The organism is Dyella sp. (assembly GCF_035503745.1).
Taxonomy (GTDB): Bacteria; Pseudomonadota; Gammaproteobacteria; order Xanthomonadales; family Rhodanobacteraceae; genus Dyella_B.
The window spans coordinates 1-24,788 of the sequence record NZ_DATJTC010000045.1 but is presented as its reverse complement, the minus strand read 5'-3'; the positions used below and the strand labels follow the sequence as shown (position 1 = coordinate 24,788).

General features: G+C 62.4%; 16 protein-coding genes, 1 pseudogene and 1 riboswitch. Of the genes and pseudogenes, 10 read left to right on the top strand and 7 right to left on the bottom strand.

What is annotated here, in order from left to right:
• The 7 genes from VME63_RS17545 to tssB all read right to left on the bottom strand — a co-directional run.
• Positions 1–1,078, bottom strand: a 1,078-nt coding sequence (locus tag VME63_RS17545) for a type VI lipase adapter Tla3 domain-containing protein (RefSeq protein WP_325434718.1), incomplete at its 3' end; no start/stop codon positions are given.
• On the bottom strand, positions 1,071–3,221 hold the full coding sequence (locus tag VME63_RS17540) for a T6SS effector phospholipase Tle3 domain-containing protein (protein WP_325434716.1): 2,151 nt from the start codon (positions 3,219–3,221) through the stop codon (positions 1,071–1,073). The genes VME63_RS17545 and VME63_RS17540, both read right to left, overlap by 8 nt.
• Before the next feature lie 120 nt (positions 3,222–3,341).
• Positions 3,342–4,361, bottom strand: coding sequence for a type VI secretion system baseplate subunit TssG (gene tssG, locus VME63_RS17535; protein WP_325434715.1), 1,020 nt, complete (start codon positions 4,359–4,361; stop codon positions 3,342–3,344).
• Entirely contained in the window at positions 4,325–6,091 is a 1,767-nt protein-coding gene (tssF, locus tag VME63_RS17530; protein ID WP_325434713.1) for a type VI secretion system baseplate subunit TssF, read from the bottom strand. The genes tssG and tssF overlap by 37 nt, the downstream gene beginning before the upstream one ends.
• A 23-nt stretch (positions 6,092–6,114) precedes the next feature.
• Complete coding sequence (gene tssE / locus VME63_RS18480; protein WP_414648288.1) at positions 6,115–6,477, bottom strand: type VI secretion system baseplate subunit TssE; 363 nt, start codon at positions 6,475–6,477, stop codon at positions 6,115–6,117.
• A gap of 78 nt (positions 6,478–6,555) precedes the next feature.
• Positions 6,556–8,037, bottom strand: coding sequence for a type VI secretion system contractile sheath large subunit (gene tssC / locus VME63_RS17520; protein ID WP_325434710.1), 1,482 nt, complete (start codon positions 8,035–8,037; stop codon positions 6,556–6,558).
• Positions 8,038–8,101: 64 nt separating this feature from the next.
• On the bottom strand, positions 8,102–8,611 hold the full coding sequence (gene tssB, locus VME63_RS17515) for a type VI secretion system contractile sheath small subunit (protein WP_325434708.1): 510 nt from the start codon (positions 8,609–8,611) through the stop codon (positions 8,102–8,104).
• A gap of 432 nt (positions 8,612–9,043) precedes the next feature.
• Between tssB and tssH the strand changes: the two genes are divergently transcribed.
• The 10 genes and pseudogenes from tssH to VME63_RS17465 form a co-directional block, all read left to right on the top strand.
• Positions 9,044–11,638, top strand: coding sequence for a type VI secretion system ATPase TssH (gene tssH, locus VME63_RS17510; protein ID WP_325434706.1), 2,595 nt, complete (start codon positions 9,044–9,046; stop codon positions 11,636–11,638).
• 10 nt (positions 11,639–11,648) lie between these two features.
• Positions 11,649–13,229, top strand: coding sequence for a sigma-54 dependent transcriptional regulator (locus VME63_RS17505; RefSeq protein ID WP_325434704.1), 1,581 nt, complete (start codon positions 11,649–11,651; stop codon positions 13,227–13,229).
• 104 nt (positions 13,230–13,333) lie between these two features.
• Positions 13,334–13,924, top strand: a complete 591-nt coding sequence (gene vasI / locus VME63_RS17500; protein WP_325434702.1) for a type VI secretion system-associated protein VasI — start codon at positions 13,334–13,336, stop codon at positions 13,922–13,924.
• Positions 13,912–15,384, top strand: a complete 1,473-nt coding sequence (tssA, locus tag VME63_RS17495; protein WP_325434701.1) for a type VI secretion system protein TssA — start codon at positions 13,912–13,914, stop codon at positions 15,382–15,384. Before vasI ends, tssA begins: the two co-directional genes overlap by 13 nt.
• Complete coding sequence (gene tssM, locus VME63_RS17490) at positions 15,291–19,061, top strand: type VI secretion system membrane subunit TssM (protein WP_325434700.1); 3,771 nt, start codon at positions 15,291–15,293, stop codon at positions 19,059–19,061. Before tssA ends, tssM begins: the two co-directional genes overlap by 94 nt.
• 200 nt (positions 19,062–19,261) lie before the next feature.
• Positions 19,262–19,504, top strand: a pseudogene (locus tag VME63_RS17485) (tRNA-dihydrouridine synthase); the annotation flags it as partial.
• Positions 19,505–19,570: 66 nt separating this feature from the next.
• Positions 19,571–20,479: an alpha/beta hydrolase gene (locus VME63_RS17480; protein ID WP_325434698.1), complete on the top strand. Its 909-nt coding sequence runs from the start codon at positions 19,571–19,573 to the stop codon at positions 20,477–20,479.
• Positions 20,480–20,576: 97 nt separating this feature from the next.
• Positions 20,577–21,407 carry a class I SAM-dependent methyltransferase gene (locus VME63_RS17475; protein ID WP_325434696.1) on the top strand — a complete coding sequence of 277 codons (831 nt, stop codon included), beginning with the start codon at positions 20,577–20,579 and terminating at the stop codon, positions 21,405–21,407.
• 49 nt (positions 21,408–21,456) lie between these two features.
• Positions 21,457–21,674: riboswitch (cobalamin riboswitch) on the top strand.
• A gap of 187 nt (positions 21,675–21,861) precedes the next feature.
• The gene (gene metE / locus VME63_RS17470; RefSeq protein WP_325434694.1) at positions 21,862–24,129 is read left to right on the top strand and encodes a 5-methyltetrahydropteroyltriglutamate--homocysteine S-methyltransferase; all 2,268 of its coding nucleotides are present in this window, start codon (positions 21,862–21,864) and stop codon (positions 24,127–24,129) included.
• 173 nt (positions 24,130–24,302) lie between these two features.
• The coding region (locus tag VME63_RS17465; protein WP_325434692.1) for an S-adenosylmethionine synthetase N-terminal domain-containing protein at positions 24,303–24,788 on the top strand (486 nt) is incomplete at its 3' end.

Here is a 24,788-nt window from a genome sequence, read left to right as displayed (position 1 = left end):
CGGCGAGGGTTTTCATGGCGTCCCATTGCTTGAAGCCCAGCGCGGTCCAGGGCTCGGGAATGAAAGGCGATGCCCGGAAAGTCATCGGAGGCTGACGATCCCAGAAGGTGAAGCCGGGGTAGATGGAATGCCCGGGTGGGGGCTTGGTGTATTTGACGAAGCCGCGCAGCCAGTTGACGCGCTCGGGACGGGCCACCACGAGGGCGACCATGGCGTCGGTGAGTTCGCCGGGTTGGCGCGGGCCGTTACCGACGCCAATCAGGGCTTGGTCCTTGGTGGAGAGCATGCCCGCCATGTTGTAGCCCTCCACCACATACACCAGCATCGCCGGCAGGTCGGGGTGGCCCTCGAACGTGCGGAAGATATCCTCGACCACATCCTCGGGGGTATCGCTGCAGATCACGCCATTGGGGAGCTGGTGGATTTCGTGCCAGTGCAAACCCGCTTCCGGACGCAGACCCTCGACCATGTATTGAAGCGTTTCCTTCACTGCTTCGTGCGAAACGCGCGGATTGGCCGCCCCGGAGTTCCACCCTCGCACTACAGTAACGGTGGGTATTGGCCACGCCTCTCGGAAATCCTTCAGAGCCAGTTCCAACGCATCCGCTTTGCGTTGATCGTAAGCCATGTTTTTCGTATCCACCGTCACCGGATATTTGGCAGGATCCGTCGGCAAGATCGACCCTACATGCAGGCTATTGGACTGCCGTGCGTCCTGCTGCTGCATCTGCCCCCATACCTGCCCTTGCCGATAGACGTCCAAACTCAAACCTACGCTGACAATATCCAACGTTTCCAGGTGCGGCGAAGTGGTTGGAGCACGGTAGAGCGGCGAGGCATTCATGGAGGAAGCGTCCTTGGCAGAGGATGAAGCGGCGTAGACGTCATCCGCACCGGTCGAATACAGCGACGGCGACTTGAAACAACTCGCCGCACCGAGGGTGTCAGACAATGATTGGTCGGCATTCGGTGCGCGATGTACCAGCAAGTCCGGCGTGGCCGCACAAGCGCTGATGACGAGCACCAGCGCCATGACGCCAACACTGATGGCGAGACGAAGCAGTAGGGAGTTAGCCACGGGTTTCACTCCTCACCAGCGTGGGCAGCGGTGGGTTGAAGTACTCGGGGTACTTCTCCGGCTTGCCGGTGGTGCGATAGTCCGCCGTGGCGTCGATCAGCTTCTTGTTGTCCAGCGCTTCGTTTTGGTAGAACGCCAGCGTGTCTGCATCGGGGCCGTCGTCGTCGAACGGGCTACGCTCTTGCTCGTTCTTCAGGCTGCCTGGTTGACGAAAATCCTTGTCTGCCTTTTTTTGACTCCACCCCAACCGCCAATCCGCCACGCGACACAGATAGGTATAAAACCTCTCATCATCGATACTCCTGGCCTGCCCGATCGCCAGGTCATACGCCACCGCCCTGCGGCTATGTTCCGCATTCGCCGGAATGGCCGAATGAAACGACAGCGCGTCGTCCTGGGTGAGCTGCTCTGGCGTGGTTTCCATCAGGCGCTCGCGCGCATCGCTCGGCGTTTCCGTGCGGGTGACGCGGACCCTGCCCTCGCCGATCACGGTGACGCTTTTGACTTGCGTGTGGTCGAACGCTTCCTTGCCCGCGTTGAGCCTAGCCTGCACCGCGTCCGGGCCACGCCCACCGGCAAAGGCCGGGTCGCTCTCCGCCAGTTCATAGCTCCGGTAGACGCCCGGTTTCCAGCCGCCGTTGGTGATGCCGATGGAGGCATCGATCGGGTCCATCGGCGCCTTCACCATATGGATGCCGTCCTTGGCCCTGGCGGCGCTTTGGGCGTCCACCACTCCATCGCCATCGAAGTTCACCACGAAGGCCTGCGGCAATCGGGGGGCGTTGAGCGTGACGGCTTGATCTTTGTCGAGCTCGGCCTTGATCAGGTTGCCCGTCCACCCCTGCCCGTTGCCATCCCAGGTGTGTTCGCCCGCCTGGCGCATCACGTAACGGTGCGGCGCGGTGCCCACTTCCTCCCGCTGGCCGTTGCGCTCGCGCAGGGTGAAGAGCCGCTGATGGAAGCGTTCACCCAACTGGCCCAGCACTTCGTCCGGCACGCCTTGCCAGCCGATGCCCTGCACGTTGCGCAAACCCACCGTCTGGTCCAGCGGGGTGAAGTACAGCGTGATGTGGCCGCGGTTGTCGCGCTCCTCAAAGGGGACCGTGGTGGCGTTCAAGGTGGTGGCGCACTGCTGCCCGGTCCAGCGCAGGCCGCCGATGCAGCGGTCCAGATCGCGGGCATCGGCCATCTGTGCCAGCGAGGGAACGGTGTGCGGCCGCTCGCCGATAAAGCGCAGGATGTGGCCCAGCGTGTCGCACCGCGCGGCCTGGGTTTGCTGCTGGTCGTGCAGCTGGGTGCGCTCCACCCGCGGCTCGACCAGGCTGTAGGGCGCGTTCATCAGCACGGCGCTGTCGATGGGACGTTGCTGCTCGTCCTTGAGAAAGGCATTGGCCAGCAGCGTGAGCATCGTGCCCTGGCTGTGCGCCACCACATTGACGGTGTCGTCGGGGTGCTGGGTGCGGATGATCTTGACCAGCATCGCCAAGCGCCGCGCGGCCAGCACCATGTATTGGCGCGGTGGCGCGGTCAACAGGGGGTGCCGCGGGGATCCGGCCAGCATGTTCATCGGCAGAAAACCAAACAGCAGGCCGTTGAAACCCTGCCGCCACATGTCCGGCAAGGTGGTGGTGGCATTGGCGAACACGCCGCCCTCCTTGGTGGCGGCCTTGTCCAGGCGGTTGCCGTAACGGTCCAGCCATTCGCCGTGCGGGGTGTCTTTCTGGACGTAGGGCAATTTGGTCCGGGGATCTTTGTCATTGTCCTCGCGAAACCCCCAATAGAACGGGATGACCACGCTGCGCGCGTTGCCGCCACCCTTGCCGGTGTTGGCCAGGCGACGGTAGTAGACCTTGTCCGGATCCTTGGCGAGGTGGTCCTCTTGAGTGGGCAGCGAGTACCGCGCCGGCACCAGGGCGGCGGCGTTGATCGGACCCCGGGCGTTGGTGAGGTGGTCGAGCCGTTCGTTGAGGCCGGCGCAGAGCCCGTGTTCGATCTCGGCATAGACGCCGGCCAGATCGTTCACGCCGTGCACCAGGAGGGTGATGCAGGGTTTGGGCTGCACCACTTGCACGTAAGCGGGCCCGGCGCCGGGCAGCAGCAGCGCCCGGGTTTGACCGGCGAGGGGTCGTATGGAGTAAGTCATGTCACCATTCCTTGGAGGCCATGTCGGGGAAAGCGTTTGCGGTTGATGTCAACGGTGGTGCCGTGACCACTTCGGGGTTGCCAAGCACGAGCATCACGTGACGTGGAGCAGCAACGACGCTCACAGACGCACCTTGATACGCACGCGAGCGGATGTGCGAAGCTCCTTTTGATCGACAAAGCTGGTCCAGCCGAGGTGGCTGCCTCCGTGTCTGCCGAGATTGAAAGGTGGCACTTCGTCTCGCCGCAGACCCAATGCCAGGTCATAGGCAGAAGGATCGCGCAGCAGAAAATCGATCAGCTTGCGCAAGCGCTCGAAGTTTTCGCCGCTGGGCAGGAACTCCCGAAAGCGCGATTGGTTGAGATCGGGAATGACAATGGTGAACTTGCTGTGCCGGGTACGTACGCGCGCGCCAACGACGAAGCTGTCGCCCAACACGCCGTTGCGCTGTCCCAAGGCGAGCCGCTGCCCTTCCGGCACTTGCATGTAGCGCTGCTCGAACTCCTGAATATGCACGGCGTCGAGGTCGAAGCAATGCGCGATGATGCCGGCGACCACGGATGGCGACCGACTACGGCTGGCAATCAGACCGGCGTAGCTGAGCAGCCGGCTCCACGGAATGGGTGTCGCGCCTCGCAGCTCCTCGTCGTTGAGGCCAATCAAGGCGAAGACGTAGCGTGAAAATCGGTCCTTGGCCTCGCGTTGAAAGCGAACGTAGTAACGATATTTTCGCCATGCCTGATGCAGTAACGTCAACAGGCGATGGTTAAAGAAGTCGACAAACGCTGGGCGAATGCCCGTGCCTTGGCCGGCGTCGTAGGCCAAGCGGTCCAGGTAATAGCTTGGCAAGGGAGAATCCGGCCCATGCAGGCCAAAAAAGCTGGCTTGCACGCGATAGTCACTGCGCGCCTGGGCCGGCATGCGTTCGGCAAACATGATGTCCGATGCGGGAAAGCCCAGGCCCGCGTAGCTACTTAAACGGACACGCTGATGCTCAGGCTCGGCTGCATCGGTCGCCTCCAGGTCATCCCCGTGCAACCCGTGTAACTGCTCCAGCAGCCGGAAGAAGTCGTGATTCTTCGCCTGGGCCAGCAGGATGTCGGCTAGATTAGGGGTTGCTTGCCGATCTGCCATGGCCATGCGTAGCGTTCGTTGTTGGTGACGTTGATGACATCCAGTTGATGGAACGCATTGATGCTCGCGTACAGCGCGAAGAAGTGGCTCAACACCGTGCCGAAGAGATACAGATCGCCTTCGCACGTGAACGCCGACTGGTCGAGCTTCAGCTGGGTCTTCAGCCCCCGGATCGGCAACCCCTTCATCAGCACGTCCGCCGGTTGCGTGACGGCTTCTTGCACGCCGGCCAGGCGCATGCGCGTCGCACGGGCATGCTGGATGTCATGCAAGGCGGCAAAGTCATAGGCGCGAACCACTGCTTTCAACGGCTCCGCCGACAGCAAGGAGAGGTAATTGAGCGACAGGTTGGAGATGAGGTTCCATAACAGCTCGCCATCGAGCACCGGCCGATAGGCCGGTGTGGGCCGCGTGATGTTGGTGAAGTTCGCGTACATGGGGGTTGCCTGCGTGGGCAGGCAGATATCGCCCACGCCCAAGGCCAGCGGCAGATCGCGATTGGTGCAGGTCAGGGCCAAGGAGACGGTTTCGCCATGACCGATGTAGGCGGTCTCATCGGCGCGAACGAAGGCCATCCGGTGGACAACACCATCATCATTCATCGCTTGCTGGAGCCGTGCACGGTAATAGAGTGCCGTACGCCCTTGGGCGTGCTCGATCTCGTGCTGCAGGGACTCAAAGGGGTGAAACGTACGTAGCCGATGACCGCGTTGACCATTGGGCTCACGCTGGTAGCCGTCGACCGCATCGATGCTGAAAATCTCATAGGCATCGGGTCGGTGGCCGGACGGAAGCAGACGCTGGTCCACGGCCCGGCCATTTAGATGAATGGGCTCGGCATCGTGGTCGAACAGATTCACCGCCGGCGCGCAGTACAGCGAGATATCCCCGGTACGCAGCCGGATGTCGGCAGGCATGGGTCGCGAGAAATGGAATTCAAAGCGAATGTGGCCTGCAGGTTTAGCCGGCCAAGCCGACCGAAGCCGATGAAGCGAAAAGAAGTGGAATCGCTGCGGGAAGATGAAATATTCCTGCAGGATACGGTACCCGTCAAAGACATTCTTCGGATACGGCAACAACGCTTCCTCCGGCCGGAACCCAGGAAAGATCACCTGGCTCGCGGGCAGCTTGCGGACCTCGCCATCCACCTCTAAGTGAATCGCGTCGAGGTATTTTGCTAGCCAGAGGTAGAGCGTTCTCGCCGTGACATCATCGCCGCTCAGATGGACATCGAGTTGATCGCAGTCGAACGTGTTGGGCGCGTTGTCCGTGATCGTCGCGAGGCCGATGCGCACGATCGACTTTTCACGAGAGTGCGCATCGCTGACCTCGCTAATGCGAAAGGGGTAGAGCACCACGTCCGTGCAGGTGCGAAATTCGCACCGCACCCCATCGACCGGTCGCGACAGCATCCGGGTCCCCCTGGGGATCACCTGACGCTGCGTGATGGCCCGATCCATGGGATCGAACCGCACGATCGTGGCACTGGGCAGGGGGCGCAAGTAGTTGGGCCAAAGCAGCTGCATGAGCGAATGGGTCAGCTCCGGAAAATCGTCCTCGATCTTCAGTCGGAGCTTGGCCGTCAGAAACGCGAAACCCTCGAGCAGGCGCTCGACATCGGGGTCGGCCGCCTCATCCCCCAGGAAACGCGCCAGTTGCGGATTGTCCTTGGCAAATTCGCGGCCGAGCCGGCGAAGGTAGTCCATCTCTTCGCGGAACTTGTGTCGTAGCGACATGGTCTGGTGCTTTCCTTAGCAAACTAGGTAACGCGTGCGGTCCGATCCTGATGACGGATCAACAGATCGATCTCCACCTTCTCCTCGGCGTGGTGTACGGGAACCAGACAATCCAGTCGAAAATGGAGATCCAACGGCTGGTCCGGATCGGGACAGACACGCACGCTCAACACCTGTACACGCGGCTCGTAAGCCGCGACAAGGCGCTCGATATCCTGTCGAACGCGCAAGGCCAGGTCGGCACTCCCGATCGCGGCATCGTTGAAGTCGCTCAACCCAAGATCGGGGCTGCTCTGGGAGCAGCCCTGACGGGCGTTGAGCAGCCATTTCAAATGGCGCTTGACGGCATGAATCCGTTCGGCGGCCATCTGCTGCCGGGTGCGCATCCGTGGAGGAAGCGCTTCCGTATCAAGCCGCTCGAACAGGCTTCCGTGCCCTCCTGACCTCGGCATGGCGCGGCCCTCTTACTCGCGATCCAGCCGGCCTACCAGCGACAGTTCGAAGTTGGCGCCCATGTACTTGAAGTGGGGGCGCACGGCCATCGAGACCTGATACCAACCCGGGTTGCCGGCCACGTCCTGCACTTCGATGTGCGCGGCGCGCAGCGGGCGACGGCTACGCACGTCGGAGGATGGATTCTCCTGATCGGCGATGTACTGTTTCAGCCAGCTGTTGAGCTCGCGCTCCAGGTCCTGACGTTCTTTCCAGCTACCGATCTGCTCGCGCTGCAGCACTTTGATGTAGTGCGCCAGGCGATTGATGATGAACATGTACGGCAGCTGCGTGCCCAGCTTGTAGTTGGTCTGTGCCTGTTGACCTTCCGCGGTTTTGGGGAACGCCTTGGGCTTCTGCACGGAATTGGCGGAAAAGAACGCCGCGTTGTCGCTGTCCTTGCGCATGGTGAGAGGGATGAAACCCTCCTCGGACAGCTCGAACTCCTTGCGATCGGACACCAGGACTTCCGTCGGAATCTTGGCCTGCAACTGGCCCAATGATTCATAGAGGTGAACAGGCAGATCGTCCACCGCACCACCGGACTGCGGACCGATGATGTTCGGACACCAACGGTACTTGGCGAAACTTTCCGTGATCCGGCTGGCCATAAGGAAAGCCGTGTTGCCCCACAGATAATTATCGTGGTCGCCGTCGATCGCTTCGCGATACACAAACGTGCGGGTCGGGTTCTCCAGCGGATCGTACGGCTGACGCAGCAGGAAGCGTGGCATGGTCAGGCCGAGATAGCGCGCATCTTCCGACTCACGCAGGCCACGCCACTTGGTAAAACGCGGCCCCTCGAAGATGTCCCTCACCTCCTTCAGGTTGGGCAAATCCTGGAAGCTGGAAAGATTGAAGAACTCTGCGCCCGCCGACGAGATGAACGGCGCATGCGCCATGGCGCCGACAGAGGCCACATAACTTAACAGCTTGATATCCGGTGCGGACGGGCCGAACGTGTAGTTGCCGATGATGCTCGCCATGGGCTGACCACCGAACTGGCCGTAACCGGCCGTGTAGACATGCTTGTAGAGGCCGCTGCGAGTGATGTCGGCCGCGCCTTCAAAGTCCTCCAACAATTCGTCCTTGGTGACGTGGAGGATTTCAATCTTGATGTTTTCGCGAAAATCGGTACGGTCCACCAGTAACTGAAGGCCACGCCATGCCGACTCCAGCTCCTGAAGGGCCGGCTGATGCAGGATGGCATCCATCTGCTGGCTAAGCTTGCGATCCAGCTCAGCGATCATCTGGTCAACCAGCTGCTTGTTGACCGGTTGCTCACGCTCATCGGTCTTGAGCATCTCCGCAATGAAGGCTGCCACGCCACGCTCAGCAACAGCGTAGCCTTCATGGTTGGGTTCAATGCGGGTTTGGGCCATGATCTGGTCCAACAAACCCGACGTGGGCAAGGCGGCAGGGGCCGTAACGGCCGCCGTGTTCTTCTGTGCCATGGGTATTCCTTTACGACGCTATGCCATGCGATACGGGCGATGGGGTGATCGACGCCGTGTTCGCTCAGGATTGGGTGGGCTGGTCCAAAACCAGATGAAGCTCGCTGGCCAGCTTGGCGCGTGCCGTTTCATCGGAGAGCAGCGTCTGCAACTGCTTGCGGAACGCCGGCACATTGCCCAGTGGCCCCTTGAGCGCCACCAACGCTTCGCGTAGCTCCAGAAGCTTGCTGAGCTCCGGCACCTGTATAGCGACCGCGTCGGGGCTGAAGTCCTTCATCGACTTAAACTGCAGATTGACGTTGAGTATGTCGTCCTCCGCGCCATCACCCAGCTTGGAAGGCACTTCCATCGCGAGGTTGAGCTTGGCTTCTGCCATCACGTTGTCGAACGTGTCCTTGTTGACCTGTACCGCCTGCCGATCTTCCAGAGCTTCCTGCTCGCCATGCCCTTTGAAATCGCCCGTGACCAGAAGCTTCAGCGGAAGCTCCAACTCCGCCTGCTGGCCTCCGGCGGCAGGCACGTACTTGATATTAATGCGTTCCTGTGGAGCGACTGAACCTGCTTTCTTCGCCATAACAACTCCCTGCGGATACTGCAAAAAAGCGCACCGCGCCGCTTTTCGCGCCGAGTCCATGCCGGCCTAACCGAACGCGTTACGCATCGCCACCATGACAGACCACATCGCCATCGCTCGCATAGACACAAAGCGATGATCGCGAGCGACGACGATAGAGGTGCGACAGCCGAAGATTAACTGAGCACCCCACGCTATCGTCAATACTTTTAGACGTCCAATTAGCCTCTGTGATCAAAAACGAATTCCCCTACATGCTTTCGCATAAAAATAAGATGTGTCCTATAGATATATACCGATTAATGCGCTTCTTTAGCGTGCTGGACGCAACGCTGGCCGTGTTCCCGCAACAGATGACAATCTTGCCGCGGGAACCAACAGAAGGGCCAAGATGACGATGGCGTATGACATCAACGGACGAGTCTTTACTGCATGATCAGAATTGATCTACCCGCGCTTATCGAGCGGCTCAACCCCACCTGCCGGCATAGCCTGGAAGAAGCGGCCGGTCTTTGCATAAGTCAGCGTGACACCGAAGTGACCGTGCCGCATTTTTTGTTCAAATTGCTGGACAACCCGCTGAGCGATATCCGTCTGGTGCTTCGTCAGGCCGACCTAGATGTGGATGCCGCACGACGGGCGTTATCGAGTGCGTTCCCCGAGCGGGGTAGTAGCAGCGATCAGTATCCGGCGTTTTCTCCCTTGCTGGTGGAGCTGCTGCAGGAAGCCTGGATGCTCGGCTCGCTGGAGCTTGGACAGCCGATGATTCGCAGCGGCAGTTTACTGCTCGCAGCTTTGCTTAACCCCGCCCGTTATCTACCGCTTGCCGCTATAGGTCTGATGGATGGCATCAACCGGGAGTCGTTGCGCAAGCGGTTCGCCACGCTGCTCGCGAACTCGGCCGAAACGCCGGAAGTATCGGTGGCACCTTCCGCGGCACTCGCCAGCGAAGCGGATTCTGCGCTCACCAAGTACGGTCACGATTTCACTGCCCAGGCACGCGAGGGGCGTATCGACCCGGTACTCTGCCGCGACAACGAGATCGATCTGATGATCGATATTCTCACCCGGCGCCGCAAAAACAATCCCATCGTGGTGGGTGATGCCGGCGTCGGCAAAAGTGCGGTGGTGGAAGGGTTGGCGCTGCGCATCGTGCAGGAGCGCGTGCCCGAACCACTGCGGCAGGTGGCCCTATGGGGGCTTGACCTTGGTGCTTTGCAGGCCGGCGCGGCGATCAAGGGTGAGTTCGAAAAACGCCTCAAGGCAGTCATCGACGAGGTCAAAGCCTCGCCTCACCCCATCATCTTGTTTATCGATGAGGCGCACACCCTCATCGGCGCCGGCAACGCGGCCGGCGGCAGCGACGCGGCCAACCTGCTCAAACCGGCCCTGGCACGCGGCGAGTTGCGCACCATCGCCGCCACCACGTGGTCCGAATACAAGAAGTATTTCGAGAAGGACCCTGCGCTGTCGCGCCGCTTTCAATGGGTCAAGCTGGACGAGCCGAGCCAGGAGCAGGCCGTACACATTCTGCGCGGCCTGCGTACGGTCTATGAGAAGGCGCACAACGTCACCATCGCCGACGAAGCATTGCAAGCCGCGGCATCACTATCCGCCCGCTATCTCGCCGGGCGTCAGTTGCCCGACAAGGCGATCGATGTGCTCGACACCGCTTGCGCCCGCGTCGCTACCGCACTGGCCGAGCCGCCACGGCGGCTGTCGGCACTGGAACACGCGCAACTGCAGATCAGCACGGAGATCGAACTGCTTGCGCGCGATGCCCGCTTTGGGCGCAGCGTCGCCCCCCAACGCATCGATGCGCTACAGCGCCAATACAGCGAAATTGCTCAGCAAAGGCAAACCCTTCACCACGACTGGGAAGCACAAAAAAAGTTGGTGGATGAGATCATCGCCTTCCGTCAGCCGGCAGGCGACGATCGCGCGCCTGATGGCGTCCGCGACGAAGACACCACGTGCGGGCTATTGAGCGCCAAAGTGGCGCAGTTGGCCGATCTGCAGCGCGAGAGGGCGTTGCTCTTCCCGGACGTCGGGCGCGAGCAGATCGCCCAGGTAATCGCCGACTGGACAGGGATTCCCGCCGACACCATGACGAGCGACCGCATGGCGCGCTTGCAAGCGCTGCCCACCATGCTAAGGGAGCGCGTCAAGGGACAAGACACCGCCATCGAGCGCGTGCACAAGCATTTGCTCACCGCCATGGCCGATCTGCGACGACCTGGCACACCCCTCGGTGCGTTTTTGCTGGTCGGCCCCAGCGGCGTAGGTAAAACCGAAACAGCTCTGGCGCTGGCCGACGCGTTGTTTGGCGGCAGGCAATTCCTTACCACCATCAACATGTCCGAGTACCAGGAAAAGCACTCCGTGTCGCGCCTCCTGGGGGCGCCACCGGGTTACGTGGGCTACGGCGAAGGCGGCCTTCTGACGAAAGCCATTCGCCAACGGCCTTACTCGGTCGTATTACTGGACGAGGTGGAGAAAGCCCATCCCGAGGTGCTCAATATTTTCTACCAGGCGTTCGACAAGGGTGAACTCGCCGATGGCGAGGGGCGACTGATCGACTGCAAGAACATTTTGTTCTTCCTCACCTCCAACCTTGGCTTCGACCAGCAGGACGGGTCGCTATGCGACCTGGATGAGGGCACCCTGCGGTCACGTATCATGTGCTTCTTCAAGCCCGCCCTGCTCGCGCGTATGCAGGTGGTGCCGTATCGCTATCTCGATGACAGTGTCCTGGGCGAGATCATCGACGCCCGCATGCGGCGCCTGATCGATCAGTTCACCACGCGTTATGGCGCCACCCTCACCGTGGAACCCAGTGCCACGGATGAGCTTCGTGCGCGATGTACTCGGCATGAGAATGGCGCGCGCATGCTGGATGCCAGCATCGACGGTGAGCTGTTACCGCCATTGTCGCTCGCTGCCTTGCAACGCATCGCCTCCGGCCACCCTGTTGCCCAGGCAACGCTTGCCTGGGACGGCGCGGCTTTCACGGCCGCGCTGGATTGAGAGGCAAGTTATGGACGCCCTGGAGGTAGCCCACCTCGCCCGCGCCATGACCGCGGCGAATCAACCGGAGGCGTTAACCCACGCCGTTTTGGAAGACCTCGTACGAAGGTGCGCGTTGCTGGGTGCCTGCGGCTACCAGCGCAACGGGGTCGGTGATCGCCTGCTGCCCCTGGCCAGCGTCACGTCAACAAAGGGTGACCTGCCCTCGCTGGATATGGGCGAAGTGGACAATCCCCTGGTCTTTGGATTGCGCTCCGGGCAACCATGTTTGGTGGATAACATCGCTCGCCTGGTCGGCGCTGGTGAGACCTTTGATGCGCTGCGCGAATGCTGGCCGGGTGCGCGAGCTCTGCTGGTACTTCCGCTCAGGAACACTCGGCGGGACATGGCAGGTGTGCTTGCTTTCTTTGCTACGGCCCAGGCACTGCGCGCGTTGCAAGCCGACGCGCTGTGGCAGGCGTTGATAGACACGCACGAAAGCCTGTATGCGCGCCTCACCGACAGGATCAGCCGGGAAGAAAGCATTCGCTACGAACGCTCTTTGCGTCGCAAGCTCGAAGCCGACCATGGCCACGAAAAGACGACGCGTTTACTGGCGTCAGAGTTCGTCGGCGAAAGCGCCACCACGGTGCATATCCGCGAAGACATGCTCCGGTTGGCCGATTCAAGCCTACCCATCCTGATCACCGGCGAAACGGGATCGGGCAAAGACCACGCCGCCTGGCTGATCCATCAAGCATCCACGCGCGGCGGCCCGTTCGTGCCCGTCAACTGCGCCGCCATTGCCAAGGATTTGATCGAAGCCGAGTTGTTTGGTAGCGCTCGCGGCGCTTATACGGGCGCCACGCAAGCCCGTCAGGGACTTGTGGCGGAAGCTCACGGCGGCACCTTGTTTCTCGATGAAATAGGCGATATGCCGCTCGCCTTGCAAGGCGTCCTGCTTCGCGTACTCAACGAAAAGAAATACCGTCCCGTGGGCGCAACCAAAGAACGCGAATCGAACTTCCGGCTCATCTGCGCCACCCATCAACCGTTGCAGCGGCGCATTCGCGAAGGCCAGTTTCGCGAAGACCTTTACTACCGCATCCGTCAGCGATCGCTGCATCTGCCGCCATTACGCGAGCGCCAAGACGATATTCCAGCCATCGCCTCACACGTGCTGCTTCAGTACAACCGTGCCCACCAGTCCCATGTGGCCGGCTTCTCTGCCGCGGCCCTGGATTGGCTGCACAGCCAACCCTTTCCCGGCAACGTGCGCGAGCTTCGCAGCCTGGTGATGGCTGCCGCCGAACAAACCGCGCAAGGTGAAGCCATTGACACCGAAACCCTGCACGCCTTGATGGCACCGCTCGATACCCAAGCCACGCACGACGGGCAGATATCGAACAACCCCACCCCGCTGCACCACCTGCTGGCGATCTCCCACTTGTCCGAAGCGGTGAACGCCTTTGAGCGCCTGATGATTGGCGACCGCCTCCGGCAGCTCAACGGATCACGCAGCCTGGCCGCTCAAAGCCTCGGCATGCCCAAACGCACCTTGGCCTACAAATGCCAAAAATGGAACCTGGACCGGGAGACGGATGCCCTATGAGACAACTTATCCTTTGGCTACTTCTGGTTGACCTGGCCGCATGCAGCAGCGACCAAGACCATAGCCACGCCACCACGCGCCAGACACCCGATTGCACGAAAATCGTGTCGCCGGTCGAACGGCTGGCGTGCTTTGACACCCTGGCCGGCACGCCGATTCCGCAACCTGTGAAAACGGCCACCGCATCAACCCCGACGGTCGACGGAGAACAAGGCACCGCTGCTTCACCGGCCATTGTGAAGCTCGTGCAACGCAATGAAGCCCAGCGCAAGGCGGAAGACCACCGCTTCCTGTTATCGCGCACCCAGGACGGCACAAGCGTGGCATCGCAAATCGTCATCTCCGCACCGACGTTGGGCAGCGATGTACTACGCCCACTTCTGGCCATCAGCTGCCTGTCCGGCATCACGCGCCTGCAATTCATTACCCGCCAGCCCATTCCCCACAACCGCCTGCACATGCGTCTGTTGATGGATGACAAACCGGTGGCCGATGCCGCCATCTGGCAAGTGCTGGATGCGGGCAACGTGGTCGACGCCGGTCGTGGTCTGGTTGCTATCGACACACTCAAGCGCATGCCCGGCGGCAACCGCCTGCAAACAGAAAGCGATTACGCACCCCTCGATGGACTGATCTTCGACGCCACCGACCTGCACGATCTCATCGCCCAGCAGCGGGAGGCGTGTCACTGGTGATCGACTTTCCTCCACTGGACCTCGATGCTCTGCTCGTTCCCATCGACGCGCAGCAGCCGGCCGGCCACTTCGACGAAGAAGACGAAACCTACCAGTGCATCGATCAGGAGATGATCAAGCTGGGCAGCCTGAACGAGCCGCGCATGGATTGGCCGTATATCGACGAAGCCTCACGGCACTACCTGGTCAGCCAATGCAAACACTTCCGCGTCGCCAGTCACTTGATCACGGCACGCCTGCGCGCCCGCAGCTGGCGTCCGTGGGCGGAAGCTGCCGGTGTACTGGCCGGTATGGTCGAGCACTATTGGGAAACCGCTTACCCCAAGCCCGGCCCCACCGGCCACCTCGCTAAACGCAAAATGGTGGCCCTGCTGGTGGAGCGTCTGACCCAAGCGCTTCCCGGCCTCGACCCTCATAGCTTCAGCCAAGACCGCCAAGCCAGCGCACAGCACGCGCTGGATCGCCTGCAAGCACAGGCCACAGCCGCTCAGCTCGATACCGCCATGCTGGCCAAGCTGGAAGCCAAGCTTCGCCAGCAGGCCGAAGCCACCCGCTTTCCCGACGCCGTACCGACCACACCGGCACCGTCGCCCGGCCAAACCGGCGGTACCGCCATCAGCGAAGCGTTCTTTAGCGCACCGGGCAACCTCAAACTGGGCGAGGAGCGTGAGAACCGCCGCGCCCTGTTGGCGGTCGCAGATTTCATCAACCAGCAGGATGCCTATGACCCCACGGGCTACCAGATGCGGCGCTTTGCACTGTGGGCTCACCTGCATGCCACGCCGCCCACGCGGCGTGAGCAACGCACGGAGTTGATGGGCGTACCCGTCGATATTGCGCAGGGCTACCAAGACGCCCTGCGCAACAACATCGTCAACCCCGTGTTGCTGCAGCGGGTGGAAAAAAGCGTAGCGTCCTCGCCCTACTGGATACGTGGCAGCTACCTCGCCGCCGGAATCGCCGCGCGACTGGAAATGAAAGACGTTGCCGACGCTATCCGCCTCGCGACCGAGCGCTTCGTACGGCGCATTCCCCTGCTCACGGACCTGCGCTTCAACGACGGCCGTCCCTTTGTTGACAGCGAAACCCTGAACTGGCTCAGCGGCGCCACCGACAGTGCCCAAACCAGCACTGTGCAGGAATACGGCAGCCTGCGCCAAGAACTGGTCGCTCAACTCGACAAGGAAGGCGTCGAGGTTGTATTGCGCCGACTGCAAGACCTTCAGACCACCTACTACGCACCACGCCAGCGCAGCTACGCCACGGTGATTGCCGCCGACCTGCTCGCCTCGCGGGGTTTGTCGTGGCTGGCCGGCGATCTCTACGCCACTGTCGCGCGCACCATGCAGGCCACGTCGGCGGAGCAGTGGGAACCGACCCTCTACGAGCATCTTGTCCGCCACAAGCCCATGCAGGCCGCAATCGACCAAGGATGCAAGCATCAAGGAGCATCATCATGATGAGTTGGGCTTTCTCTAAGCGCCGCGGCGGTATTGTGCTGCGTCATTTCAAACAGGCCACGCCGATCTTGTTAGTGCTCGGTGTCGTATTTCTCTTGATCGGCATCTGGTGGCTGGGCCCGCAATGGGAGTGGCGCCACCATAAGCCGCTGGGCGCCTTGTCGGTTCGCCTGCTGCTGTCCATGATGCTGGTGCTCGTGCCCATGCTGGCGTGGGCGTTGGTCCTGCGCAAGCAAAATCGGGAGCTACAAGCCAAGGAAGATCTTGCCATTGCACTGACAAAGGATGAAGGCCTTCGGTATGTCGAAGCACAGGAGCGCTGGCTAAATCAAAGCTTGTCTGTATTGAGAGCGAACCTGTCCGGACGCCGGGGCTTATACAAGCTCCCCTGGTATCTGGTGTTGGGCACCGAGGACGCCGGCAAGACCAGTTTCATCAATCGCTCCAACCAGAATTTTCACCTGACCGGCACGACGAAGGCCACCAGTGAGCGAACGGCGGATCCGGACCTTGCGTACACCATTGACTGGTGGATCGGCGATCAAGCGGTACTTATCGACATGCCGGGCGAGCTCATCAGTCAATCCGATATCCTGGCAGCGCCCGACGCGGAACATGCAGGGCTTTCCCATACCATCACCGATGCAATGGAAAGCGGCCCGACCATCGGTAACGCGCTGCCACTCGGTCTGCACGCTCGCCTATGGAACCACCTGATCGACTGGTTGGGTCGAAACCGTAGCCGGCGCCCCCTGAATGGCATCGTGCTGGCGGTGGATCTGATCGCGTTGCTCAACCAGAAGCCGAGTGACCGCAAGGTGCAGGCGATTCTGTTGCGATCGCGCCTGACGGAGCTAGGGCGTCATCTGGGTACGCGCCCCCCGGTTTACGTAGTACTAACCAAGTGCGATAAGTTGGACGGCTTTGCGCCTTTCTTTGTCCGGCTGCCGCGTGCGGTGCGCGAAGACATCCTGGGCTTTACCTTTACCCTGGACTCGGTCAAGCATTTCGATGCCTGGCTGGAAGAGCTCTCCAAGCGGTACGGCGCCATGGTAGCCCGCCTGAACGAGCAGGTATTGGATGCGCTGAGCGAACCGGCGTCGCTCGAACAACGCGAAGGTCTGTTCTCGCTGACCCGCGAACTGGACGGGCTTCTCCCGATTTTGCTTCGATACCTGTCCGATGCGCTGGGCAGCGATCGCTACGGCACACCCGCGCTGCCGCGCGGCGTCTACTTTTCATCCGTGTACCAGCAGGGTCTGCTCAACAATGCGTTCGTCGATGCGGCAGCAACCACCTTTGAGCTGGACACCATGGTTCCCCGCGCGCAGCCCGCCGGGCGTGGCTCGGTGTATTTTGCCCAACAACTGTTCCAGCGTGTCATTTATCCCGAAGCGGGGTTGGCCGGTGACAACGTCAAGGTGCTGGCCGACAAAAAGCGAGCGCTGTTGATCCATACGGGCGTAGCCATCTTGGGCGGCCTGCTGGTAGTGGCGGGCTGGTATCGCTACTACACGTTGAACCGTGACCTGGCATTGAATGTCTTGGCCAAGAGCCGGGATTTCAGCGGCAAGCACGTCGATACGGCATCGGACCCGACCGGGCGGAACTTGCTGGGACCGCTGGATCAGATCCGCGATGCGGTGACCGTCTACGGCGACTACCGTGATGCGTGGCCGGTGGTGTCCGACATGGGCCTGTACCAGGGTCGCAAGATCGGACCCAAGGTGGATGACGCCTATTTGCAGTTATTGTCCAAACGCTTCCTGCCCGAACTGGCCGGCGGCGTCATGGAGGCCATGAACAACGCACCGGCCGATAGCGGTGAGAAGCTGGCCGCGTTGCGCGTGTACCGCATGATCGAGGACCGCCCCAATCGGCGCGCGCCCATTGTGGAAGACTGGATGGCTAAGTACTGGCAGAAGGCTTTTGCCGGCGATGGCACCATGCAAAACGACCTGATGCGCCACCTCGACTACGCCATGAAGTACGCCGATACCGACCTTCCCCAGAATCGCGACCGGGTGACGGACGTGCAGCAGGCGCTACGGCAGATTCCCATGCCGCAACGCGTGTACATGACCCTGCAGCAGCAGGCAGACGATACGCTGCACGCGCCGCTGGATCTGCGCCACGAAATAGGGCCGGCATTCGATATCGTCTATCAGACTCCCGCAACGGATGATCCCAGCGCACCCGGTACGCGAATCGATGCGCTGCTCACCGCACGGGGCTTCCACGACTATTTCCAGACGCACAGCCAGGATGTAACCGACCTGGCCATGATTGATGAGTGGACGCTAGGGCAACGCAACCGGATCGACTACTCCGATGCCGACAGGCAGGCGCTGGCTGGGCGTGTTCGCACCATTTACGCCGCCGACTACATCGCCAACTGGCGCCAGGGCATCAATCAGATCGACATCGTGAACCTCAACGACATAGGTCAGGCGGTGGCGGTCCTGGAAAGCCTCACCAGCCCCGCCGCACCGATGCGCCGACTGGTAGAAGCGGTGCGTGACAACACGCAACTGACCCCACCGGCGCTGGACGGCAGGGCAAACGCCGCCACGTCCGCCGACGAGGCGGCCAATCGCCAGCTGGCCGCCGACATCGCCCGGTCCTTTGCGCCGCTGACCGATCTGCTGACCGCCAAGGGCGACAAACCGTCCTATCTGGATGAAACCATGACGGCCATCGGCAATGTCCGCGATGCGATGAAGAGCGTGCAGGACAGCCCCGATCGCGGCAAGGCGGCGCTCGCCGCCGTACTGGATCGCTTCGCGTTGAAAGGCCAGGACCCTATCGGCATCCTGCAGCGTATCGCGGCTGGCTTGCCGGAGCCGTTGAACAGGCACGTGAAGAAGATCGCCGACGAATCCTCGCAAGTGTTGCTGATCGAAGCGCTTCGCGAGCTGGAGCGACGCTGGGATACCGATGTGTACAGCTTCTACAGTGAGCATCTGGCTGGGCGTTATCCGTTCAATCCCGCCAGCGCATCGGATGCCTCGCTGGATGACTTTGAGACGCTCTTCGGACCGCAGGGTCGCCTGCAGCAGTTCCGTGACAGGTACCTGAAGCTGTTTCTGGAGGACAATCTCGACGCACTGTACTCCGAGCGACGCGGTGGCTATCTGGTGCGCACCGATGTGCTGACACAGCTCGAAGCGGCCAACCGCATTCGTGATGCCTTCTTCAGCAATCGCGGCGCGCTCAGCGTGCAATTGAATGTGACTCCGCTCGGACTGACGCCCAATCGCCGCAGCAGCGTGCTCGGCGTCGAAGGTCAGTTGATCTCCTACGATCACGGTCCCAGCAACAGTGTGGGCTTGATCTGGCCGAACGGCCTTGGGAACAGCACCGACAGTCGCATCACCCTGGTCAATAGGAGTGGCAATAGCAGCAGCCTGGTGTTCCGTGGGCCCTGGTCGATGTTCCGTCTGTTGAGCCGTGCACAGCTCATGGGTACAACATCCACCAGCGTGGACCTCAGCTTTACGGCCGATGACGGTGGCGCCATGCGTTATCGCATTACCGCCGAGAAGGCCAACAATCCGTTCACGCAGCGCATCTTCAGTAACTTCGCGCTTCCACGCACGCTGCTGCGAGATGACGTGCCGCCAGGCGTCGCCGTCGAGGCATCCACCAGGACACCCACCCGCCAGGGAGTGCCCTGAGCGCCGTCGTGCCCACACATAGAGGCCGCCGAAGGACAACCAGACCATGCTATGGCATCGCCGAGGGCGCAATGGCGATGTGTGATCGGCGCACGGCATCGGTAGAGTTCCTGCGCCCCAACGCCCGTACGCTCGCCTCGCTCCACGCCTCCTGAACGTCCCGCAGTACTTGTGGAAGGCGGTCGTCATAAGCGCATCGCGAACCCCGGCCCGCCGATGTCTCGGCGATCCTGCGCGGTCATCTGGAACACTTGTATGCGTTCTACGGCGAGCAGGCCGGCGTACGCATCGCGCGCAAGCACCTGGGCTGGTATGCGAAGGATCGTCCGGAAAACACCGCCTTTCGCGAGGCGGTGAACAAGGCCCAAAGCGCGCGCGATCAGCTGCGCCTGACCGGGGATTATTTCGACGCGCTGCAAAGCGGGCTGCGCCTGGCCGCGTGATGCCGGCGCAAACCCTTGCGACGCGGTTGCAGGCATCATCGGCACTTTGAACATCCATACGCCCCGATGACCGCATCGCTTACGTTCAGCGCCTGCTCGCGCTGGTTGATCGCACTGGCTCTCGCGCTGTTGCTCAGCGGCTGCGAAGCGAGCCTGTTCGCGGGGCTCAACGCCACCGATCGCCGCGCCGGCATCGAGACCGAACGCGGCGTGACGTTCGACGCACAGCATGCCTTGAAGCTGGACGTGTATCGCCCCGCCGGCATCACGCATGCGCCGCTGGTGGTGTTTTTCTACGGCGGCAGCTGGGTCCGCGGCGAACGCGCGTGGTATCGCTTCGTGGGCACCGCGCTGGCCGCGCATGGCGTGATCGTGGTGATCCCCGATTACCGCAAGTATCCGCAAGTAAAAATGGAAGGCTTCATGCAGGATGCGGCGCGTGCGGTGGCGTGGGCGCACGCGCATGCCCAGGCACTTGGCGGCACGGCCAACGATGTCTTTGTGATGGGCCACTCCGCCGGCGGCCAGATCGGCGCATTGCTGGCCACCGATCCATCCTGGTTGACGCCCTATGGCTTGCGGCCGGACGACCTTGCCGGCTTCATCGGCCTGGCCGGCTGCTACGACTTCATGCCGATTCCCGCCAGCGAGAAAGACATGCTTGGCATGTTCGGGCGCGATGCCGCCTCGCAGGCGCGCGCGCAACCCGTGCGCTTCGTGCAGGGCAAGGAGCCGCCGATGCTGCTGTTGCAGGGCACCGCCGATCACGAAGTGGAACCTTCCAACGCCGTATCGCTGGCACACGCGCTGCAAGCGCAGCACGAGGATGTGACGTTGAAGCTTTATCCCGGCGTGTCGCACAACGCGCTGGTGTTCGCGCTGTCTCGCCCGTTCCATCGCGACGCGCCCACCTTGGACGACATCCTGCACTTTATCCGGGCGCATCCCGCCGCCGCGCAGGCCGCGGTGCGCTGACGACGCCCTGCACTCCCTTCGCGGCGCCGGCCGGAGTATGTTGGAAGGCGGATTCGCGCCTTTTTCCATGGTTCCCAGCCACCCAGGCACCCCGGCCATGAGCACCCTCGCTACCGGCGATTTTCCGTATATCCACGGTTTTTCCGCGGACGAGCAATCACGGCTGGTGCGCCAGGCGCGCATGTTCGAAACCGCGCTGTTCAGCCACATCGACTACAGCAGCGCCACGCGCCTGCTCGAGGTCGGCTGCGGCGTGGGTGCGCAAACGGAAATCCTGCTGCACCGCTTTCCGCAGCTGCACGTCACAGGCGTGGATCGCTCGGCCAACCAGCTTGCCAGCGCCGAACGCAATCTCGCGCAAACCGCCTGGTGCAGCGCGCGCTATACGCTGCAGCAAGCCGATGCGGCAGACCTGCCTTTCCCCGAACGCAGCTTCGATGCGGCGTATTTGTGCTGGGTGCTCGAACACATGCCGAGCCCGTCGCGCGTCTTGAGCGAAGTTCGCCGCGTGCTCAGCCCCGGCGCGGCGGTCTACGTCACGGAAGTGCTCAACACCTCGTTCTTCCTCGATCCGTATTCGCCCCATGTGCTGCGCTACTGGATGGCCTTCAACGACCATCAATACGACAGCGGCGGCGACCCGTTCATCGGTGCCAAGCTTGGCAACCTGTTGCTGGCCGGCGGTTATCGCGACGTGCACACGGAGGTGAAAACCGTGCACCTGGACAACCGCCAGCCCGGGCGCCGCAAGCAGATGATCGCATTCTGGGAAGAAGTGCTGCTGTCGGCCGCCGATCAGCTGATCCAGGCAGGCAAGACCGACCTGCCCACCGTGGAAGGCATGCGTAGCGAGCTGCACGCCGTGCGCAACGATCCCAATGCGGTGTTCTTCTTCGCCTTCGTGCAGGCGCACGCCAGCGTCTATTGAGCCGCGGCGATGCACAAACCCGCGGTTTGACGGCGGCCGTCCAGACGGCTATTGTTCGCCACGCTGAGGTATTTATCCCTTCATGCGAATGGAGAGATGAATTTAAAAGGGAAGCCGGTGCGAATCCGGCGCTGCCCCGCAGCGGTATGTGGAAACGACCTCCGTCAACAGCACTGGGCCTAAAAACCCGGGAAGCGGCGGACAGTAGGCGACGCCTCCGGCGTTAGGTCCACGAGCCCGAAGACCTGCCTTGAGCCGAGCCGGCACGCCGGCTCGACCGACCTGGGATCCCGCGGGGGAACCCTCGCGCCGCCGCCATCGTGCGGCGCCGTGCTGCGCCCGCGGGAACCCGGCTCGCCCGCGGGGGCGAAGGTCGACGGTTCACGTCGCCGGGCTCGCCCTGCGGCGCGCCGCCCTTCGTTCCTCTTTGCCACGTATCGCAAGAGGAATACGCATGTCACTGACCACCTACCTCGGCTATCCGCGCATCGGCCGACGTCGCGAACTCAAGCGCGCATTGGAAACCTATTGGCGCGACGGCGACGGAGCAGCGTTGCAGGATACCGCCCGCGAACTTCGGCAACGCCATTGGCGACACGCCAAGGCCGCCGGCATCGACGTCGTCGCCGCGAACGATTTTTCGCTGTACGACCATGTGCTGGACACCGCCGTGCTATTCGATGCGGTGCCTGATCGCTATCGCCCCTTGCTGCACAACGATCCGCTGCAAGGCTACTTCGCCATGGCGCGCGGCAACAGCCAGTTGCACGCGCTGGAAATGACCAAGTGGTTCGACACCAACTACCACTACATCGTGCCTGAGCTCAACGCGGGCCAGCGCTTCAAGCTGGCCGGCGACAAGCCATTGGCCGAATGGCGCCAAGCGCGCGCGCTGGGCCTGCAGGCGCGACCGGTCCTGCTTGGCCCGGTGTCGTTCCTGAAGCTGTCCAAGAGCGTGGACGGCAGCCCGACCCTGGCGCTGCTCGATGCCTTGCTCCCCGCCTACGCGGCGCTGCTGGAACAGCTGGCCGAAGCGGGCGTGCCGTGGGTGCAACTGGATGAACCGTGCCTGGTGCAAGACACCGATGAGGCCACCCGGCAGGCGATCGTGACGGCTTACACCACGCTCGCGCAGGGCCCATCGCCGCGGCGCCTGCTCGCCACGTACTTCGGTGGACTGGGCGACAACCTTGCGCTGGTCGCCGACCTTCCCATCGACGGCCTGCACGTCGATCTCGCGCGCGCACCGGATCAACTCGATGCCGTGTTGCGCACGCTTGCGCCGCATACGGTGCTGAGTGCCGGCATCATCGACGGGCGCAACGTCTGGCGCAGCCAGCCCACCCCAGTGCGCGCCCTGCTCGACAAGATCGCATCGCGGCGCAGCACCCGTGAAGTATGGCTGGCCCCTTCATGTTCGCTACTGCATGTGCCGATCGATGCCGCGCAGGAATCCACGCTGCGCGCGGACCTGCACAGTTGGCTGGCCTTTGCGCAACAGAAGCTGGAAGAACTTCGCCTCTACGCGGATGCCTGGGCCGGCGACGCCGATGCCGTGCGTGCACTGGACCGACAGGCGGCGCTGCAGGCGGCGCGTCAGGACGCGCCGGGCGTACATCGGCAGGAGATCCGCAGCCGCCAGCACGCGCTGAGCGCACAAGCCACGCAGCGCCGCTCCGGCCTCGCGCACCGCCGCCGCGTGCAGGCCGGCCTGCTGGCACTGCCGCTGCTGCCCACCACCACCATCGGCTCGTTTCCGCAGACCGAAGCGTTGCGCCGGGCGCGCGCCGAATACCGTGCCGGGCGCATCGACGAGGATGCTTACGAAGCCGTATTGAAGGAAGAAATCGAACGCGTCATTCGCTTCCAGGAAGATATCGGCCTGGACGTGCTGGTACACGGCGAACCTGAGCGCAACGACATGGTGGAATATTTCGGCGAACAACTCGAAGGCTTCGCGTTCACCCGCCACGGCTGGGTGCAAAGCTACGGTTCGCGCTGCGTCAAGCCGCCCATCATCTGGGGCGACGTCGCCAGGCCTGCGCCGATGACCGTGCGCTGGTCGCGCTACGCGCAATCGCTTACCGGCAAGCCGGTCAAAGGTATGCTGACCGGGCCGGTGACGGTGCTGCAATGGTCGTTCGTGCGCGACGATCTGCCGCGCGAACACGTCTGCCTGCAACTGGCGCTCGCCCTGCGCGACGAAGTACACGACCTGGAAAACGCCGACATCCACGTCATCCAGATCGATGAACCGGCGCTGCGCGAGGGCCTGCCGCTGCGCAAGGCCGAACACGCGGCGTATCTGGACTGGGCCGTGCGCTGCTTTCGCATCACCGCCGGCGGTACCCGCGACAGCACGCAGATCCACACGCACATGTGCTACAGCGAGTTCAACGACATCATCGAGGCGGTGGCCGCGCTCGATGCCGATGTAATCTCGATCGAAAGCAGCCGCTCGCGCATGGAACTGCTGCAGGCGTTCGAGGATTTCCGCTATCCGGGCAGTATCGGCCCCGGCGTCTACGACATCCATTCGCCGCGCGTGCCCTCGCAGGACGAAATGGCCGGCCTGCTGCGCCATGCGCTGGAGGTGCTGGAGCCGGAGCAACTGTGGGTCAACCCCGATTGCGGCCTGAAGACGCGCGGCTGGCGGGAAACCAAGCCTGCGCTCACCGCCATGGTGGACGCCGCGCGCGAACTGCGGCGCAAACTGGCCTGACCTATAACCCTCCCCTGGTCCCCTGGCCTCTGGGGGAGGGGTTTTCCCGGCTGAATCCGGCCCCACTGTCATCTGGGTATGCCAGACTTGGCGATGAAACCGCGGGGCAATGCGTGTATCATGCGCAGTTCCCCTTTCCATCTCTTTATCCGTAAAGAAGGATATTTGCCGCAATGAGCAACTACCTCTTCACCTCCGAATCGGTCTCCGAAGGCCATCCGGACAAGGTCGCCGACCAGATTTCCGACGCCGTTCTCGACGCCATCCTGGCGCAGGATGCCCGCGCCCGCGTGGCCTGCGAAACCATGGTGAAGACGGGCGTGGCGATCGTTGCGGGCGAAGTCACCACCAGCGCCTGGATCGACCTGGAAGCGCTGACCCGCAAGGTGATCCTGGACATCGGCTACAACTCCAGCGACGTCGGTTTCGACGGCGCCACCTGCGGCGTGCTGAACCTGATCGGCAAGCAGTCGCCCGACATCAACCAGGGCGTGGACCGCAAGAAGCCCGAGGAACAGGGCGCCGGCGACCAGGGCCTGATGTTCGGCTACGCCACCAACGAAACCAAGGACTTCATGCCGGCGGCGATCTACTACTCGCACCGTCTCGTCGAGCAGCAGGCCAAGGTCCGCAAGAAAAAGAACTCCCCGCTGCCGTGG